Origin of the sequence: Escherichia sp. E4702, from assembly GCF_963883545.1 — a bacterium.
Lineage (GTDB): Bacteria > Pseudomonadota > Gammaproteobacteria > Enterobacterales > Enterobacteriaceae > Escherichia.
The window spans coordinates 60,492-76,541 of the sequence record NZ_CAWORF010000027.1; the positions used below are offsets into that span (position 1 = coordinate 60,492).

Annotated in this window: 17 protein-coding genes and 1 pseudogene; 16 read left to right on the forward strand and 2 right to left on the reverse strand. The window is 46.7% G+C overall.

The window, feature by feature from the left end:
- The first annotated feature begins 59 nt into the window (after positions 1-59).
- The 15 genes and pseudogenes from thpR to panC all read left to right on the forward strand — a co-directional run bounded on the left by thpR (position 60) and on the right by panC (position 14,135).
- Entirely contained in the window at positions 60-590 is a 531-nt protein-coding gene (thpR, locus tag AACU94_RS17210; protein WP_130204991.1) for an RNA 2',3'-cyclic phosphodiesterase, read from the forward strand.
- A gap of 14 nt (positions 591-604) precedes the next feature.
- A complete protein-coding gene (gene sfsA / locus AACU94_RS17215; RefSeq protein ID WP_130204989.1) occupies positions 605-1,309 on the forward strand; it encodes a DNA/RNA nuclease SfsA in 705 nt (234 codons plus the stop codon).
- A gap of 177 nt (positions 1,310-1,486) precedes the next feature.
- Positions 1,487-1,942 carry an RNA polymerase-binding protein DksA gene (gene dksA, locus AACU94_RS17220; protein ID WP_001155227.1) on the forward strand — a complete coding sequence of 152 codons (456 nt, stop codon included), beginning with the start codon at positions 1,487-1,489 and terminating at the stop codon, positions 1,940-1,942.
- Positions 1,943-2,007: 65 nt separating this feature from the next.
- Positions 2,008-2,904, forward strand: a complete 897-nt coding sequence (gene gluQRS / locus AACU94_RS17225; RefSeq protein ID WP_135489877.1) for a tRNA glutamyl-Q(34) synthetase GluQRS — start codon at positions 2,008-2,010, stop codon at positions 2,902-2,904.
- Positions 2,905-2,963: 59 nt separating this feature from the next.
- Positions 2,964-4,361, forward strand: a complete 1,398-nt coding sequence (gene pcnB / locus AACU94_RS17230) for a polynucleotide adenylyltransferase PcnB (RefSeq protein WP_205712856.1) — start codon at positions 2,964-2,966, stop codon at positions 4,359-4,361.
- Positions 4,358-4,837, forward strand: coding sequence for a 2-amino-4-hydroxy-6-hydroxymethyldihydropteridine diphosphokinase (gene folK, locus AACU94_RS17235; protein WP_135489879.1), 480 nt, complete (start codon positions 4,358-4,360; stop codon positions 4,835-4,837). The genes pcnB and folK overlap by 4 nt, the downstream gene beginning before the upstream one ends.
- Positions 4,838-5,183: 346 nt before the next feature.
- Positions 5,184-5,768 carry a fimbrial protein gene (locus tag AACU94_RS17240; protein ID WP_130217352.1) on the forward strand — a complete coding sequence of 195 codons (585 nt, stop codon included), beginning with the start codon at positions 5,184-5,186 and terminating at the stop codon, positions 5,766-5,768.
- Positions 5,769-5,872: 104 nt separating this feature from the next.
- Complete coding sequence (locus AACU94_RS17245) at positions 5,873-6,613, forward strand: fimbrial chaperone (protein ID WP_130217354.1); 741 nt, start codon at positions 5,873-5,875, stop codon at positions 6,611-6,613.
- A 34-nt stretch (positions 6,614-6,647) separates the two neighbouring features.
- Complete coding sequence (gene htrE, locus AACU94_RS17250) at positions 6,648-9,248, forward strand: Yad fimbria usher protein HtrE (RefSeq protein ID WP_130221612.1); 2,601 nt, start codon at positions 6,648-6,650, stop codon at positions 9,246-9,248.
- A 16-nt stretch (positions 9,249-9,264) separates the two neighbouring features.
- Positions 9,265-9,834 (forward strand): fimbrial protein, encoded by a 570-nt coding sequence (locus tag AACU94_RS17255; RefSeq protein ID WP_130217358.1) that lies wholly within the window; start codon positions 9,265-9,267, stop codon positions 9,832-9,834.
- Positions 9,835-9,848: 14 nt separating this feature from the next.
- Positions 9,849-10,454: a fimbrial-like protein YadL gene (yadL, locus tag AACU94_RS17260; RefSeq protein ID WP_130217360.1), complete on the forward strand. Its 606-nt coding sequence runs from the start codon at positions 9,849-9,851 to the stop codon at positions 10,452-10,454.
- A 26-nt stretch (positions 10,455-10,480) separates the two neighbouring features.
- Complete coding sequence (locus AACU94_RS17265; protein WP_130217362.1) at positions 10,481-11,077, forward strand: fimbrial-like protein; 597 nt, start codon at positions 10,481-10,483, stop codon at positions 11,075-11,077.
- 46 nt (positions 11,078-11,123) lie between these two features.
- A pseudogene (locus AACU94_RS17270) lies at positions 11,124-12,365 on the forward strand (fimbrial-like adhesin); the annotation flags it as partial.
- 112 nt (positions 12,366-12,477) lie between these two features.
- Complete coding sequence (panB, locus tag AACU94_RS17275; protein ID WP_130221614.1) at positions 12,478-13,272, forward strand: 3-methyl-2-oxobutanoate hydroxymethyltransferase; 795 nt, start codon at positions 12,478-12,480, stop codon at positions 13,270-13,272.
- An 11-nt stretch (positions 13,273-13,283) separates the two neighbouring features.
- Positions 13,284-14,135: a pantoate--beta-alanine ligase gene (gene panC / locus AACU94_RS17280; RefSeq protein WP_000905368.1), complete on the forward strand. Its 852-nt coding sequence runs from the start codon at positions 13,284-13,286 to the stop codon at positions 14,133-14,135.
- 72 nt (positions 14,136-14,207) lie between these two features.
- Here the strand turns inward: panC and AACU94_RS17285 are convergent, their stop codons facing one another.
- Both AACU94_RS17285 and AACU94_RS17290 read right to left on the reverse strand, forming a co-directional pair.
- On the reverse strand, positions 14,208-14,453 hold the full coding sequence (locus AACU94_RS17285; RefSeq protein ID WP_135489881.1) for a hypothetical protein: 246 nt from the start codon (positions 14,451-14,453) through the stop codon (positions 14,208-14,210).
- Positions 14,454-14,521: 68 nt separating this feature from the next.
- The gene (locus AACU94_RS17290; RefSeq protein ID WP_130221616.1) at positions 14,522-15,394 is read right to left on the reverse strand and encodes an Rpn family recombination-promoting nuclease/putative transposase; all 873 of its coding nucleotides are present in this window, start codon (positions 15,392-15,394) and stop codon (positions 14,522-14,524) included.
- Between the two features lie 273 nt (positions 15,395-15,667).
- On the opposite strand from AACU94_RS17290, the gene panD reads away from it, so the two are divergent.
- A complete protein-coding gene (gene panD, locus AACU94_RS17295) occupies positions 15,668-16,048 on the forward strand; it encodes an aspartate 1-decarboxylase (protein ID WP_000621508.1) in 381 nt (126 codons plus the stop codon).
- Positions 16,049-16,050 lie beyond the last annotated feature (2 nt).

Genomic DNA, 16,050 nt, shown 5'->3' on the forward strand with positions numbered 1-16,050 from the left:
GGTTAACATTCTTCGCGCCACATTGTAGCATCGCGGTAATTCATAACCGAGTGCCTGACATGTCTGAACCGCAACGGCTGTTCTTTGCCATTGACCTACCTGCTGAAATCCGCGAACAGATTATTCACTGGCGCGCCGCACAGTTTCCACCTGAAGCAGGCCGCCCGGTTGCTGCTGAGAATTTGCATCTGACGTTGGCGTTTTTAGGCGAAGTAAGCGCAGACAAAGAGAAGGCGCTCTCACTGCTGGCCGGGCGAATTCGTCAACCCGGTTTTACACTCACGCTTGATGACGCAGGTCAGTGGCTGCGTTCACGCGTGGTATGGTTGGGTATGCGCCAGCCACCGCGCGGCTTAATCCAACTGGCGAATATGCTTCGTTCTCAGGCAGCACGCAGTGGTTGTTTTCAAAGCAATCGACCGTTTCATCCGCATATCACCTTATTGCGCGACGCCAGCGAGGCGGTAACAATCCCACCGCCTGGTTTTAACTGGTCATATGAGGTGAAGGAGTTCACTCTTTATGCTTCCTCGTTTGCCCGTGGGCGTACACGTTACACACCGCTCAAACGCTGGACGCTGACGCAATAACAAGGATTGTCATAATGGAATTTTCTCCTCCTTTACAGCGCGCCACGCTAATTCAGCGTTATAAACGCTTTTTAGCCGATGTGATCACACCTGATGGCCGTGAATTGACGCTACACTGCCCCAACACTGGCGCGATGACCGGTTGTGCAACGCCTGGCGATACCGTCTGGTATTCGACTTCCGACAATACAAAACGGAAATACCCGCACACCTGGGAATTAACCCAAAGCCAAAGCGGCGCATTTATTTGCGTTAATACGCTTTGGGCGAATAGATTGACGAAAGAGGCTATCCTTAATGGGGAAATTTCGGAGCTATCAGGCTATAGCTCGCTGAAAAGCGAAGTAAAATACGGTGCCGAGCGCAGTCGTATTGACCTCATGTTACAGGCGAGGTTTCGACCTGACTGCTATATTGAAGTGAAATCGGTTACGTTAGCGGAAAATGAGCAAGGTTACTTTCCCGATGCTGTTACCCAACGTGGGCAGAAACATCTTCGGGAGTTGATGAGCGTAGCGGCTGAAGGCCAACGTGCGGTGATTTTTTTCGCTGTACTGCATTCAGCCATTACACGGTTTTCACCCGCGCGCCACATCGATGAGAAATACGCGCAACTATTGTCAGAAGCACAACAGAGGGGAGTAGAAATTCTGGCTTATAAAGCGGAACTTTCTGCTGAAGGTATGGCTCTTAAAAAATCACTGCCTGTTACATTGTAGTAGTGTAAGTAACTGGTTAATTTACATTCTGGTCGCGTGCGCAAATACGCTTTTCCTCACACAGTTGTCAAGTGTTACGTTTAGATAATTGCTATCCGGAAAAGCATCTGCTATTTATAGCGGCCTCATTTTTCCCCCGAACATGGGGATCGATAGTGCGTGTTAAGGAGAAGCAACATGCAAGAAGGGCAAAACCGTAAAACATCGTCCCTGAGTATTCTCGCCATCGCTGGGGTGGAGCCATATCAGGAGAAGCCGGGCGAAGAGTATATGAACGAAGCCCAGCTGGCGCACTTCCGTCGTATTCTGGAAGCATGGCGTAATCAACTCAGGGATGAAGTCGATCGCACCGTTACACATATGCAGGATGAAGCAGCCAACTTCCCGGACCCGGTAGACCGTGCAGCCCAGGAAGAAGAGTTCAGCCTCGAACTGCGTAACCGCGATCGCGAGCGTAAGCTGATCAAAAAGATCGAGAAGACGCTGAAAAAAGTGGAAGACGAAGATTTCGGCTACTGCGAATCTTGCGGTGTTGAAATTGGTATTCGTCGTCTGGAAGCGCGCCCGACAGCCGATCTGTGCATCGACTGCAAAACGCTGGCTGAAATTCGCGAAAAACAGATGGCTGGCTAATTACAGCCGTTCCATCACGTTTACCACAGGCGGGAAATACTCCCGCCTTATTTTTGTTCAAAGAGATGACAGACACACAGTATATTGGTCGCTTCGCCCCCTCTCCTTCCGGCGAGCTTCATTTTGGTTCTCTGATTGCCGCGCTTGGCAGCTATTTGCAGGCTCGCGCCCGGCAAGGTCGCTGGCTGGTACGCATTGAAGATATCGACCCGCCTCGTGAAGTTCCCGGTGCCGCAGAAACTATCCTGCGCCAGCTGGAACATTACGGCCTGCACTGGGACGGCGGCGTTCTCTGGCAATCGCAACGTCACGACGCCTATCGCGAAGCACTCGCCTGGTTACATGAGCAAGAGCTAAGTTATTACTGCACCTGCACGCGTGCGCGTATTCAAAGCATTGGCGGTATTTACGACGGTCATTGCCGGGCATTGCATCATGGACCAGACAACGCGGCTGTGCGTATTCGGCAGTTGCATCCGGTCACACAGTTTACTGATCAACTACGCGGAATTATTTTCGCCGACGAAAAACTGGCGCGAGAAGATTTTATTATTCATCGTCGTGATGGTTTGTTTGCCTATAACCTGGCGGTGGTGGTCGATGATCACTTCCAGGGCGTCACAGAAATTGTTCGTGGGGCAGATTTAATTGAACCGACAGTGCGGCAAATCTCGCTGTACCAGCTTTTTGGCTGGCAGGTGCCAGATTACATTCATTTACCGCTGGCGCTAAACGAACAAGGCGCTAAACTTTCCAAGCAGAATCATGCGCCTGCGTTACCGAAAGGCGATCCGCGCCCGGTGTTAATCGCGGCACTTCATTTTCTGGGTCAGCAGGCAGAAGCGCACTGGCAGGATTACAGCGTAGAGCAAATCCTTCAGTCAGCCGTCAAAAACTGGACGCTGACCGCCGTGCCAGAGTCGGCAATTGTAAATTCAACATTCTCAAATGCGTCATGCTGAGCTATGATTAGCCGCTATTTTTTTGTCCTGAATGATGTTTGACACTACCGAGGTGTATTATTTTTACCCGAGTCGCTAATTTTTGCCGCAAGGTGTTGAGCCGCGAGGAGAGCGAAGCTGAACAGGCAGTCGCCCGTCCACAGGTGACGGTGATCCCGCGCGAGCAGCATGCTATTTCCCGCAAAGATATCAGTGAAAATGCCCTGAAGGTAATGTACAGGCTCAATAAAGCGGGATACGAAGCCTGGCTGGTTGGCGGCGGCGTACGCGACCTGTTACTTGGCAAAAAGCCGAAAGATTTTGACGTGACCACCAACGCCACGCCTGAGCAGGTGCGCAAACTGTTCCGTAATTGCCGCCTGGTAGGTCGCCGTTTCCGTCTGGCTCATGTGATGTTTGGCCCGGAAATTATCGAAGTCGCCACCTTCCGTGGTCACCACGAAGGCAATGTCAGCGACCGCACGACTTCTCAGCGCGGGCAAAACGGCATGTTGCTACGCGACAACATTTTCGGTTCCATCGAAGAAGACGCCCAGCGCCGCGATTTCACTATTAATAGTCTGTATTACAGCGTCGCGGATTTTACCGTCCGTGATTACGTTGGTGGCATGCAGGATCTGAAAGACGGTGTTATCCGCCTGATTGGGAACCCGGAAACGCGCTACCGTGAAGATCCGGTACGTATGCTGCGCGCAGTACGTTTTGCCGCGAAACTGGGGATGCGCATCAGCCCAGAAACTGCCGAGCCGATCCCACGCCTTGCTACTCTGCTCAACGATATTCCGCCAGCACGCCTGTTTGAAGAGTCTCTTAAACTGTTGCAAGCGGGCTACGGTTACGAAACCTATAAACTGTTGTGTGAATATAATCTGTTCCAGCCGCTGTTCCCGACCATTACCCGTTACTTCACGGAAAATGGCGACAGCCCAATGGAGCGGATCATTGAGCAGGTACTGAAGAATACCGATACGCGTATTCATAACGATATGCGCGTTAACCCGGCGTTTTTGTTTGCCGCCATGTTCTGGTATCCACTGCTGGAAACAGCGCAGAAAATTGCTCAGGAAAGCGGCCTGACCTATCACGACGCTTTCGCGCTGGCGATGAACGACGTGCTGGACGAAGCCTGCCGTTCACTGGCAATCCCGAAACGTCTGACTACGCTAACTCGCGATATCTGGCAGTTGCAGCTGCGTATGTCCCGTCGTCAGGGCAAACGTGCATGGAAACTGCTGGAGCATCCGAAATTCCGCGCCGCCTACGACCTGCTGGCTCTGCGTGCTGAAGTGGAACGCAACGCCGAGCTGCAACGTCTGGCGAAATGGTGGGGTGAGTTCCAGGTTTCTGCGCCACCAGACCAAAAAGGGATGCTCAACGAGCTGGATGAAGATCCAACACCGCGCCGTCGTACTCGCCGTCCGCGCAAACGCGCGCCGCGTCGCGAGGGTACCGCATGACGGTGGCGTATATTGCCATAGGCAGCAATCTGGCCTCTCCGCTGGAGCAGGTCAATGCTGCCGTGAAAGCATTAGGCGACATTCCGGAAAGCCGCATTCTTGCTGTTTCTTCGTATTACCGTACCCCGCCGCTGGGGCCGCAAGATCAACCCGATTACTTAAATGCAGCCGTGGCGCTGGAAACCGCTCTTGCCCCTGAAGAGTTACTCAATCACACACAGCGTATTGAGTTGCAGCAAGGTCGCATCCGCAAAGCTGAACGCTGGGGACCACGCACGCTGGACCTCGACATTATGTTATTTGGTAATGAAACAATTAATACCGAACGACTCACCGTTCCGCACTACGATATAAAGAATCGTGGATTTATGCTGTGGCCGCTGTTTGAGATTGCGCCGGAGCTGGTTTTTCCTGATGGAACAACATTAGACAACTTATTACAAATAAATAAATACGATGAATTAGACAAGTGGTAATTCAATAGCCACTTGAATATAAATAAATTCTGAAAAATACTCCCCAACAATTGCAATCAATGCATTTTTAAGTTACAACCACAATTAATCAATATATCCCCCCTCTTAACCTTCCCACCCCATACACTATTTTTTCAACTTTAGATATTTAGTTTTACTTAAAGATGAATTAAGTGGATATATAATTTTTATTATGCACAATATCCCCCCTAATGATGAGCAGATGTAACATTCGGTAAATTCAAGTCCTCATCATTAACAAACCAATCTTCCTAGTCTATCGGGCCTCCCCATGTGCGGACTCCCGATTGAAGTTAAACTCATGGAATATAATTCAAGGATTTTTATGTCTAAAAAATTAGGTTTTGCCCTGTCTGGTCTTATGCTGACAATGGTTGCAGGTACTGCTTCTGCAGATATGGACGGTGGTCAGTTAAATATCAGCGGTCTGGTTGTTGATAACACCTGTGAAACCCGTGTAGACGGTGGTAACAAAGATGGTCTAATCCTGCTGCAAACTGCAACTGTTGGTGAAATCACTGACGGCGTACTGAATGATACCGTTGGTGCTAAAGCTAAACCTTTCAGCATCACCGTTGACTGTAGCAAAGCGAACCCGAATCCAGGTAGCACAGCTAAAATGACCTTCGGTTCTGTTTTCTTTGGTAATAGCAAAGGAACGCTGAACAACGACATGTCTATTAACAACCCGTCTGATGGCGTAAATATCGCTCTGCACAATATTGATGGTTCCACTATCAAACAAGTTCAAATTAACAATCCTGGCGATGTGTACACTAAAACCATGGATGCGACGACAAAATCTGCAGTTTATGATTTTAAAGCGTCTTACGTTCGTGCTGAAGCAAGTCAGACAGCAACTGCTGGTTATGTAAAAACTAACACTGCATACACCATTACTTATCAGTAAGTATTCACCAATTAAATTGATTGAATGAATATACAGGGAATAGTATTAATAATTACTATTTTTATATTATTCCCTGTCTTAATTAACTCTGTCAGGGATGGTTTATGTTTTTTAACACCAAACATACAGCAGCTTTATGCTTCGTAACCTGTATGGCTTTTAGCTCATCGACTATTGCGGATATCGTCATTTCTGGTACTCGCGTAATATACAAAGGCGATCAAAAAAGCGTCAACGTACGTCTGGAAAATAAAGGGAATAACCCATTGCTTGTTCAGAGCTGGTTAGATACTGGCGATGACAACGCAGAACCTGGCAGTATTAAAGTCCCCTTTACCGCCACGCCGCCAGTATCGCGTATTGATGCTAAACGTGGGCAAACAATTAAATTGGTGTATACCGCCAGTACCTCGCTGCCTAAAGACAGAGAGAGCGTGTTCTGGTTTAACGTACTGGAAGTTCCTCCAAAACCAGATGCCGAAAAGGTAGCAAATCAAAGCCTGCTGCAACTGGCATTTCGCACACGTATAAAACTGTTCTATCGCCCGGAAGCATTGAAGGGAAATCCCTCTGAAGCACCATTAGCCCTGAAATGGTCCTGGTCAGGTTCCGAGGGTAAAGCAGCATTACGAGTGGCCAATCCAACCCCTTACTACGTCTCTTTTAGCAGTGGTGATTTAGAAGCCAGCGGTAAACGCTATCCGATTGATGTGAAAATGATTGCACCATTCAGTGATGAAGTCATGAAAGTCACTGGCCTTAATGGCAAAGCAAATTCTGCAAAAGTGCATTTTTACGCCATTAATGACTTTGGTGGAGCCATTGAAGGTAATGCCAGTCTGTAATCAGGCAAGGATATAATTCCGCAGGAAGCATAACGTGACTATAAAACCAACTAAAAATTATCATAATCATCTGACCCGTATCGCCACGTTTTGCGCGCTGCTGTATTGCAATAGTGCTTTCAGTGCTGAACTCGTTGAATATGACCATACCTTCCTGATGGGGCAGAATGCCTCAAATATTGATCTCAGCCGGTATAGTGAAGGTAACCCTGCTATACCGGGTGTTTACGACGTCAGTGTTTATGTCAACGATCAACCTATTATTAACCAAAGCATTACATTTGTTGAGATTGAAGGAAAAAAGAACGCACAAGCCTGTATCACACTTAAAAATTTATTGCAGTTTCATATTAATTCTCCCGATATAAACAGCGAAAAAGCCGTTCTGCTTGCCCGGGATGAAGCTCTCGGCAATTGCCTCAATTTGACGGAAATTATCCCTCAGGCTTCCGTTCGTTATGATGTTAACGATCAACGTCTGGATATAGACGTTCCTCAAGCCTGGGTAATGAAAAATTACCAAAACTATGTTGATCCATCGTTATGGGAAAACGGCATTAATGCGGCCATGTTGTCATACAACCTCAATGGATATCATAGTGAAACCCCTGGTCGAAGAAATGACAGCATTTATGCTGCTTTTAACGGTGGGATGAATTTAGGTGCATGGCGACTGCGTGCCTCAGGCAACTACAACTGGATGACCGATTCTGGCAGTAATTATGATTTTAAGAATCGGTATGTTCAACGTGATATCGCCTCGCTGCGATCTCAACTCATTATTGGTGAGTCTTATACTACGGGCGAAACCTTTGATTCCGTCAGTATCCGAGGCATTCGCTTATACAGTGACAGCCGCATGTTGCCTCCGACATTAGCCAGTTTTGCGCCTATCATTCATGGTGTTGCCAATACCAACGCCAAAGTCACTATTACGCAAGGTGGCTATAAGATTTATGAAACGACTGTGCCGCCAGGCGCTTTCGTCATTGATGATCTGAGTCCGTCAGGGTACGGCAGCGATCTTATTGTTACTGTCGAAGAATCCGATGGCTCAAAGCGGACATTCTCGCAACCTTTCTCATCGGTTGTTCAAATGTTACGCCCTGGCGTTGGACGCTGGGACATTAGCGGCGGTCAGGTCTTAAAAGATGATATTCAGGATGAGCCTAATTTATTTCAGGCCAGCTACTACTACGGTCTGAATAACTATCTGACGGGTTATACCGGTATTCAGATTACCGATAATAACTATACCGCCGGTTTGTTAGGTCTTGGCCTGAATACCTCAGTCGGTGCATTTTCTTTAGATGTGACTCACTCCAATGTTCGTATCCCGGATGATAAAACATATCAGGGGCAAAGTTATCGTGTTTCCTGGAACAAGTTATTCGAAGAAACAAGTACTTCACTGAATATCGCGGCCTATCGCTATTCGACACAGAATTATCTTGGTCTTAATGATGCACTAACTCTAATTGATGAAGTGAAACATCCCGAACAAGATCTTGAACCGAAATCCATGCGTAATTACTCGCGCATGAAAAATCAGGTTACGGTCAGTATTAACCAACCGTTGAAATTTGAGAAAAAAGATTACGGTTCATTTTATCTTTCCGGAAGTTGGTCCGATTACTGGGCTTCAGGGCAAAATCGTAGCAATTATTCTATTGGCTACAGTAACAGTGCATCCTGGGGCAGCTACAGTGTCAGTGCACAGCGTTCATGGAATGAAGACGGTGACACTGAAGATAGCATTTATCTCAGTTTCACTATTCCTATTGAAAAACTACTCGGCACTGAACAACGTAATTCAGGTTTCCAGAGTATTGATACTCAGATGAGCAGTGACTTTAAGGGTAATAACCAACTCAACGTCAGTAGCAGTGGCTATAGCGATAACGCTCGCGTCAGTTATAGCGTGAATACTGGCTATACGATGAATAAAGCCAGCAAAGATTTGAGTTATGTTGGGGGTTATGCCAGCTATGAGTCACCGTGGGGAACCCTGGCAGGTTCAGTTTCTGCAAATAGCGATAACAACCGTCAAGTTTCTCTCAGCACCGACGGTGGCTTTGTATTGCATAGCGGCGGCCTGACCTTCAGCAATGACAGTTTTAGCGACTCCGATACACTGGCGATAGTTCAGGCTCCAGGTGCTCAAGGAGCGCGAATAAATTATGGCAACAGTACTATCGATCGATGGGGGTATGGTGTCACCAGTGCACTTTCTCCTTATCATGAAAACCGTATCGCGCTGGATATCAACGATCTCGAGAACGATGTTGAATTAAAAAGTACCAGTGCAGTAGCTGTTCCGCGTCAGGGGTCAGTCGTCTTTGCTGATTTTGAAACCGTGCAAGGGCAATCAGCCATTATGAACATCACACGAAGTGATGGTAAAAATATTCCATTTGCTGCAGATATTTATGATGAGCAAGGAAATGTCATTGGTAATGTTGGACAAGGTGGACAGGCTTTTGTTCGTGGTATTGAACAGCAGGGAAATATCAGCATTAAGTGGATAGAAGAAAGTAAACCCGTTAGTTGCCTTGCGCATTATCAACAAAGTTCAGAAGCAGAAAAAATAGCGCAATCTATTATTCTGAATGGAATTCGGTGTCAGATTCAGTAACTACAAGGGACGTCAAATGATAAAAATAACGCCATATAAAATAGCGACACTGATGGGAATATTATTATCCCCCTCAGTATTAGCAACGGATATTAATGTAGAGTTTACAGCTACTGTCAAAGCGACAACCTGTAATATCACTCTTACTGGTAATAATGTCACGAATGATGGCAATAATAACTACACATTGAAAATCCCCAAAATGGGGCTGGATAAGATCGCGAACAAAACTGCAGAATCTCAGGCTGATTTTAAACTGGTTGCCAGTGGGTGCAGCAGTGGCATTAGCTGGATCGATACCACTCTGACCGGAAACGCCTCATCAAGTTCACCCAAGCTTATTATACCGCTGTCTGGTGATACAAATTCTACGACAAGTTATATCGGTATGGGTTTCAAGAGACGGGGTGCTGATGATGCCACTTTTCTTAAACCCAACAGTGCGGAAAAGATACGCTGGGACACAAACGAAATACCGTCCGACAAAGGTCTTGAAATGACTGTTGCGCTACGTGAAACATCTCAAGGCGCTGGTGTGCCGGGGAATTTCCGCGCTCTGGCGACGTTTAATTTCATCTATCAATAATAAGGATAATTAAGATGACATTTAAAAATTTACGTTATGGATTATCCAGCAGTCTGGTTCTGGTAGCCTCATTATTCAGTGTCCCGTCTTATGCTGCAACAGACAGCATTGGACTGACTGTTATTACCACTGTGGAAATGGGTACCTGCACAGCAACACTTATGGATGGTAATAATAAAATCTCCACGGTTAATTTTGGTGATGTATATATATCTGAAATAAATGCTAAAACCAAAATTAAAACATTCAAACTACAGTTTAAAGATTGTGCAGGGATTCCAGGAAAGAAAGCATATATAACATTAACCAAAGTTGGCACATGTGAAGGAAATGCCAATAATGGTGATGGATTTGCCAATGCATCTACATCCACAGAAAAAGCAAATGCGGTTGTGGTTGAAGTCTGGGGTGCCATAACACCAGATCGAGCAGATAAAAATAAACAATTTAGCTGCGCTACTCCTCAAGCGAAAGAAAAGAGTATTGTGGGTGCAACAGGTACTAATGTTGTGAACTTTGATATGAGTGCAGTCCTTGTGGTAGATAAGGATAAAACTGTCAATAATGTTACGGCAGGTGATTTTTTCGCCCCTGCAACATTTACTATCACCTATAACTAACAGACTGACAGATTCAGGAACTATATATGCATCCCACTCAACGTAAGCTGATGAATAGAATAATTCTGTTTCTGTCATTACTGTTTCCCATTACCTGTCCAGCCATCGCTGGACAGGATATCGACCTTGTTGCCAATGTAAAAAACAGCACTTGCAAAAGCGGAATCAGTAACCAGGGTAATATTGATCTTGGCGTCGTTGGTGTGGGATATTTTTCAGGTAATGTTACTCCTGAAAGTTATCAACCAGGTGGAAAAGAGTTCACTGTCACTGTCTCAGACTGTGCATTTCAGGGAACAGGAAATGTATTAAATCAACTACACATAGACTTTAGAGCACAAAGTGGTGCAATGGCTAATGGTTCCCGACAAATATTTTCCAATGAAGTTTCGTCAGGGGCGAGTAATGTAGGAGTGGTTATATTTTCTATCCAGGATCCGGCGAATACATTCAATGTTCTTAATGCTTCAGGCAGCTCACGTTCCATTTATCCAGTGATGTCGGATGACATGAATGGTTCATCCTGGAAATTTAGCACTCGAATGCAAAAAATCGATCCTGCATTGAGTGTTACATCTGGTCAACTTATGAGCCATGTGTTAGTTGATATTTACTACGAATAACTAATAAAAATAGCACAAACTCTAATAAAAACGCAACAATGGAGTAAAAATGAAAACACTCTTCAAATATTTTCTTTTTCTGGCACTATATTTTTGTTGTTATACAGTTAGCGCAACTACAAGTTTTATTGTGGGAGATAAATCAGGCGTTGATAATTTTAAAGGCCCCTCCACTGCCGCACAGATGACCTTTAATTACACATCAACATCAAGCAACTTGGTTTTTTATAAACCCACGCAGTTCGGCCCGACAGGGGTAAAACTGTACTGGTCATATCTGGACACAGGTATCGGTGGTGGTATTCTTTACTGCAATACATCTGGCGGAGCGATTGCTGGGCCAATAACCATTGAAAATGCCATGGTCTATTCAGGTAAAGATTATGGCGGGCATAAACTATTTAAGACATCAGTTCCTGGCCTGTATTACACTTTGTTAATATCAAATGTCTGGTCTGCATACAATACAATAACTGATATTCAATCACCAGGAATATATATCGGAGATCCTTCAAACCAAGAATTTTTCTTTTCCGTAACAGACAACGATCTACAAACCAAGGGTTGCAACAGAGCAAACAGCGACAATAAATTTTGGGCTATTGGTGGTATTTTACACAACATAACTGTTGAATTTTATACAGATGTTAATTTCGACCCTACATCTAATCAACAAGTCCAGTTATCCAGCTCATCAAATTATCTTTATTCGTTTAAGGCCTTCAATCCTGGTACTAAAATCAAACCTCATAGCAACCACATTTATGTCAATTTCACACTGAATAATGTGAAATTAACCTTACCAACATGTTTTATATCCATGCTTACCGGACCATCAGTCAATGGCTCAACGGTTAGAATGGGAGAATATAGTTCTGGGGCAATTAAAAATGGTGCATCACCTGTTCCCTTTGATATCTCGCTTCAGAATTGTATTCGTGTGCGTAATATTGAAACAAAACTTGTCACTGGAAAAGTAGGTACTGAAAATACACTACTGCTTGGCAATACGCTTACTGGAAGCACTGCAGCCAAAGGTGTTGGCGTACTCATTGAAGGTTTAGCAACCAGTAAAAATCCGCTAATGACATTAAAACCTAATGATACGACCTCTGTTTATAAAGATTATGAAACCGAAGATGACACATCCGATGGGGTTTACCCTAATCAAGGTAAGGGCACATCACAGCCTCTTCATTTCCAGGCTACATTAAAGCAAGACGGGAATATTACTATCGAACCTGGGGAATTTAAAGCTACCAGTACTTTCCAGGTAACCTATCCCTGATAACGTAGCAGCACTGCCAGCTTCTGGCAGTGCTGCTACGGATAAATCATTGCCCCCACCAATGTGACTGATAAAATGCCAGGCAACACGACATCATTTATCAGGATACGTTATGAAACCAACCACCATTGCTTCACTTCAGAAATGTAAGCAGGATAAAAAGCGTTTCGCGACCATCACCGCTTACGACTACAGCTTCGCTAAACTGTTTGCCGATGAAGGGCTTAACGTGATGCTGGTGGGTGATTCACTGGGCATGACCGTTCAGGGCCACGACTCCACTCTGCCAGTAACCGTTGCCGATATCGTCTACCACACTGCCGCCGTACGTCGCGGTGCACCAAACTGCCTGCTGCTGGCTGACCTGCCGTTTATGGCATATGCCACGCCGGAACAAGCCTTTGAAAATGCCGCAACGGTTATGCGTGCCGGTGCCAATATGGTCAAAATCGAAGGCGGTGCGTGGTTGGTAGAAACCGTACAAATGCTGACCGAGCGCGCGGTTCCTGTATGTGGTCACTTAGGTTTAACGCCACAGTCAGTGAATATTTTCGGCGGCTACAAAGTCCAGGGGCGCGGCGATGAAGCGGGCGATCGACTGCTCAGCGATGCATTAGCCTTAGAAGCCGCTGGTGCACAATTGCTGGTGCTGGAATGCGTGCCGGTTGAGCTGGCAAAACGCATTACCGAAGCGCTGGCGATCCCGGTTATCGGTATTGGTGCGGGTAACGTCACCGATGGGCAGATCCTGGTGATGCACGACGCCTTTGGTATTACCGGCGGTCACATTCCTAAATTCGCTAAAAATTTCCTCGCCGAAACGGGCGACATCCGCGCGGCTGTGCGGCAGTATATGGCTGAAGTGGAGTCCGGCGTTTATCCGGGCGAAGAACACAGTTTCCATTAAGGAGTCACGTTGTGTTAATTATCGAAACCCTGCCGCTGCTGCGTCAGCAAATTCGCCGCCTGCGTATGGAAGGTAAGCGCGTGGCGCTGGTGCCAACCATGGGTAACCTGCACGATGGCCATATGAAACTGGTCGACGAAGCCAAAGCCCGCGCCGATGTGGTGGTGGTCAGTATTTTCGTTAACCCGATGCAGTTCGACCGCCCGGAAGATCTGGCACGTTATCCACGGACCTTGCAAGAGGACTGCGAAAAGCTAAACAAACGTAAAGTGGATTTAGTTTTCGCGCCCTCGGTAAAAGAGATCTACCCGAACGGTACCGAAACCCACACCTATGTTGATGTTCCTGGCCTTTCGACCATGCTGGAAGGTGCCAGCCGTCCGGGACATTTTCGCGGCGTGTCGACCATCGTCAGCAAGCTGTTTAACCTGGTCCAGCCGGACATCGCCTGCTTCGGCGAAAAGGACTTTCAGCAACTGGCGCTGATCCGCAAAATGGTTGCTGATATGGGCTTCGATATTGAGATTGTCGGCGTACCGATTATGCGTGCGAAAGACGGTCTGGCGCTGAGTTCCCGTAACGGTTATCTGACGGCGGAACAACGCAAAATTGCGCCAGGTCTGTACAAAGTTTTAAGTTCGATTGCCGACAAATTGCAGGCTGGAGAGCGGGATCTCGATGAGATTATTGCCATTGCAGGGCAAGAACTGAATGAAAAAGGCTTCCGCGCCGATGATATTCAGATTCGTGATGCCGATACGCTGCTGGAAGTCTCTGAAAACAGCAAACGGGCCGTGATTCTGGTAGCCGCCTGGCTTGGCGATGCTCGCCTGATCGACAACAAAATCGTCGAGCTGGCGTAATACTTAACTGGCGCTACGGCTGATGGCGCCAGTTATTTATTGCCCCACGTCATCTGTCATAACACAGGTAACTTAATTAAGGTTAATTAGCTTATCTACCTCTGCAAGAGATAAATTTGCCAACTCTGCAACATCCTCACGAAGTATTCCTTTCCTCAGAAGACGTTGGGCGCATTCCTGTCTTACTTCCTGTCTTACTTCCTGTCTTACTTCCTGATACGCCTCTTGATACGCTTCCTGATATGCCTTCTGAAATCCCTTCTCTTCAAACCACTGCGCCAACGTCTGCCTGGTTTCTCTCCGTGTCTTTATTTCCATATGTTCCCTTAATTATGTGACCAGTTAACAATAACAATTATCTGGCTATAACTGATAATACAGACAACTTAGTTAATCAACTTATCAACCTCAGCAAGAGGTAAATTTGCCATCTCTGCAACGTCTTCCCGAGACATTCCTTTATTCAGAAGACGAAGGGCGAATTCCTGCCTTTCCTCCTGTCTTCCCCTCTCTTCAAACCACTGCGCCAGCGTCATCATAGACTCCCCTCCCGTTTCCCTGTCCCTCAATACACCGTAAAACAAATCCGCTTGTTCAGTATGACCACGTTGCAGCATATAGTTTTGCATGGCAACTAACTGACTTCCGCTAGTGTACCCTTCGTCAATCAGCGTGACCAGTTGCTCCAGCAATAACATTAAGTCGCGTTGGCGAATATGTTTTTGCAGCAGTTCGAGAATCGCAATCCGCCGATGTTGCATGATTTCGTCATCCGGCGTAATGGTGATGTCCACCAGCGGGAATGGACTGTTATAAACGCGTCGCGCCAGCTCCGGCGAGTAAAACATATCAAACCAGCACATTGAGAGCGGATAAGGTGTGGCCTCGCCCTGATAAAACAGAATCGGCACCACCAGCGGTAGCTTATCGTGATCCGCCTCCAGATGCCGGTGCATGGCAGCAATAGAATAACGCATCATGCGAAAGGCCATTTTCTTATCCGGCTTGCTTTGGTGTTCAATCACAACATGCAGATAACCCGTACTACCCTGCATCTGTACGGAATAGAGCACGTCCGTGCTGTGTCCTTTCAGGCTCTCTTCAATGAAACTCCCCGACTCTAAATGAAGCGTGTTGAGGTCACAAAGTTCGCGTAGTTCCACTGGCAAATGGATATCCAGGAAGTCGCGAGCCGTCTCCGCATGCATTAAAAATTGTTTAAATACCGCGTCATGCGGTGTGGTACTCGGTGCGTCCATCTTCCCTGCCTTCCGTGTGGCCCTGTGTGAAGGCAGTATCCAGTCAAGGCGTGCCGTCGTCAGCCACCTCTTTGTTGTTTACCGAGCAGCGTTCAGAGAAATTTCAATTGGTTACAGGCGTTACATGGCACGCTTCGGCGCGGTACGCAAACTGCTGGTGCAAAAGCCATCAGATCAGTAGACACTTATCAAAAATCGGGCAATACTGCGTGAGAATTTCCTCAAAGCAGGCATCGCCTGCTTCGTTAACGACAGGGTAGAAAGGTAGAAGTTATGATTCGCACGATGCTGCAGGGCAAACTCCACCGCGTGAAAGTGACTCATGCGGACCTGCACTATGAAGGTTCTTGCGCCATTGACCAGGATTTTCTTGACGCAGCCGGTATTCTCGAAAACGAAGCCATTGATATCTGGAATGTTACCAACGGCAAGCGTTTCTCCACCTATGCCATCGCGGCAGAACGTGGTTCGAGAATTATTTCTGTCAACGGTGCAGCGGCCCACTGTGCCAGCGTCGGCGATATTGTCATCATCGCCAGCTTCGTCACTATGCCAGATGCAGAAGCCCGTACCTGGCGCCCCAACGTTGCCTACTTTGAAGGCGACAATGAAATGAAACGTACCGCGAAAGCGATTCCGGTGCAGGTTGCCTGATA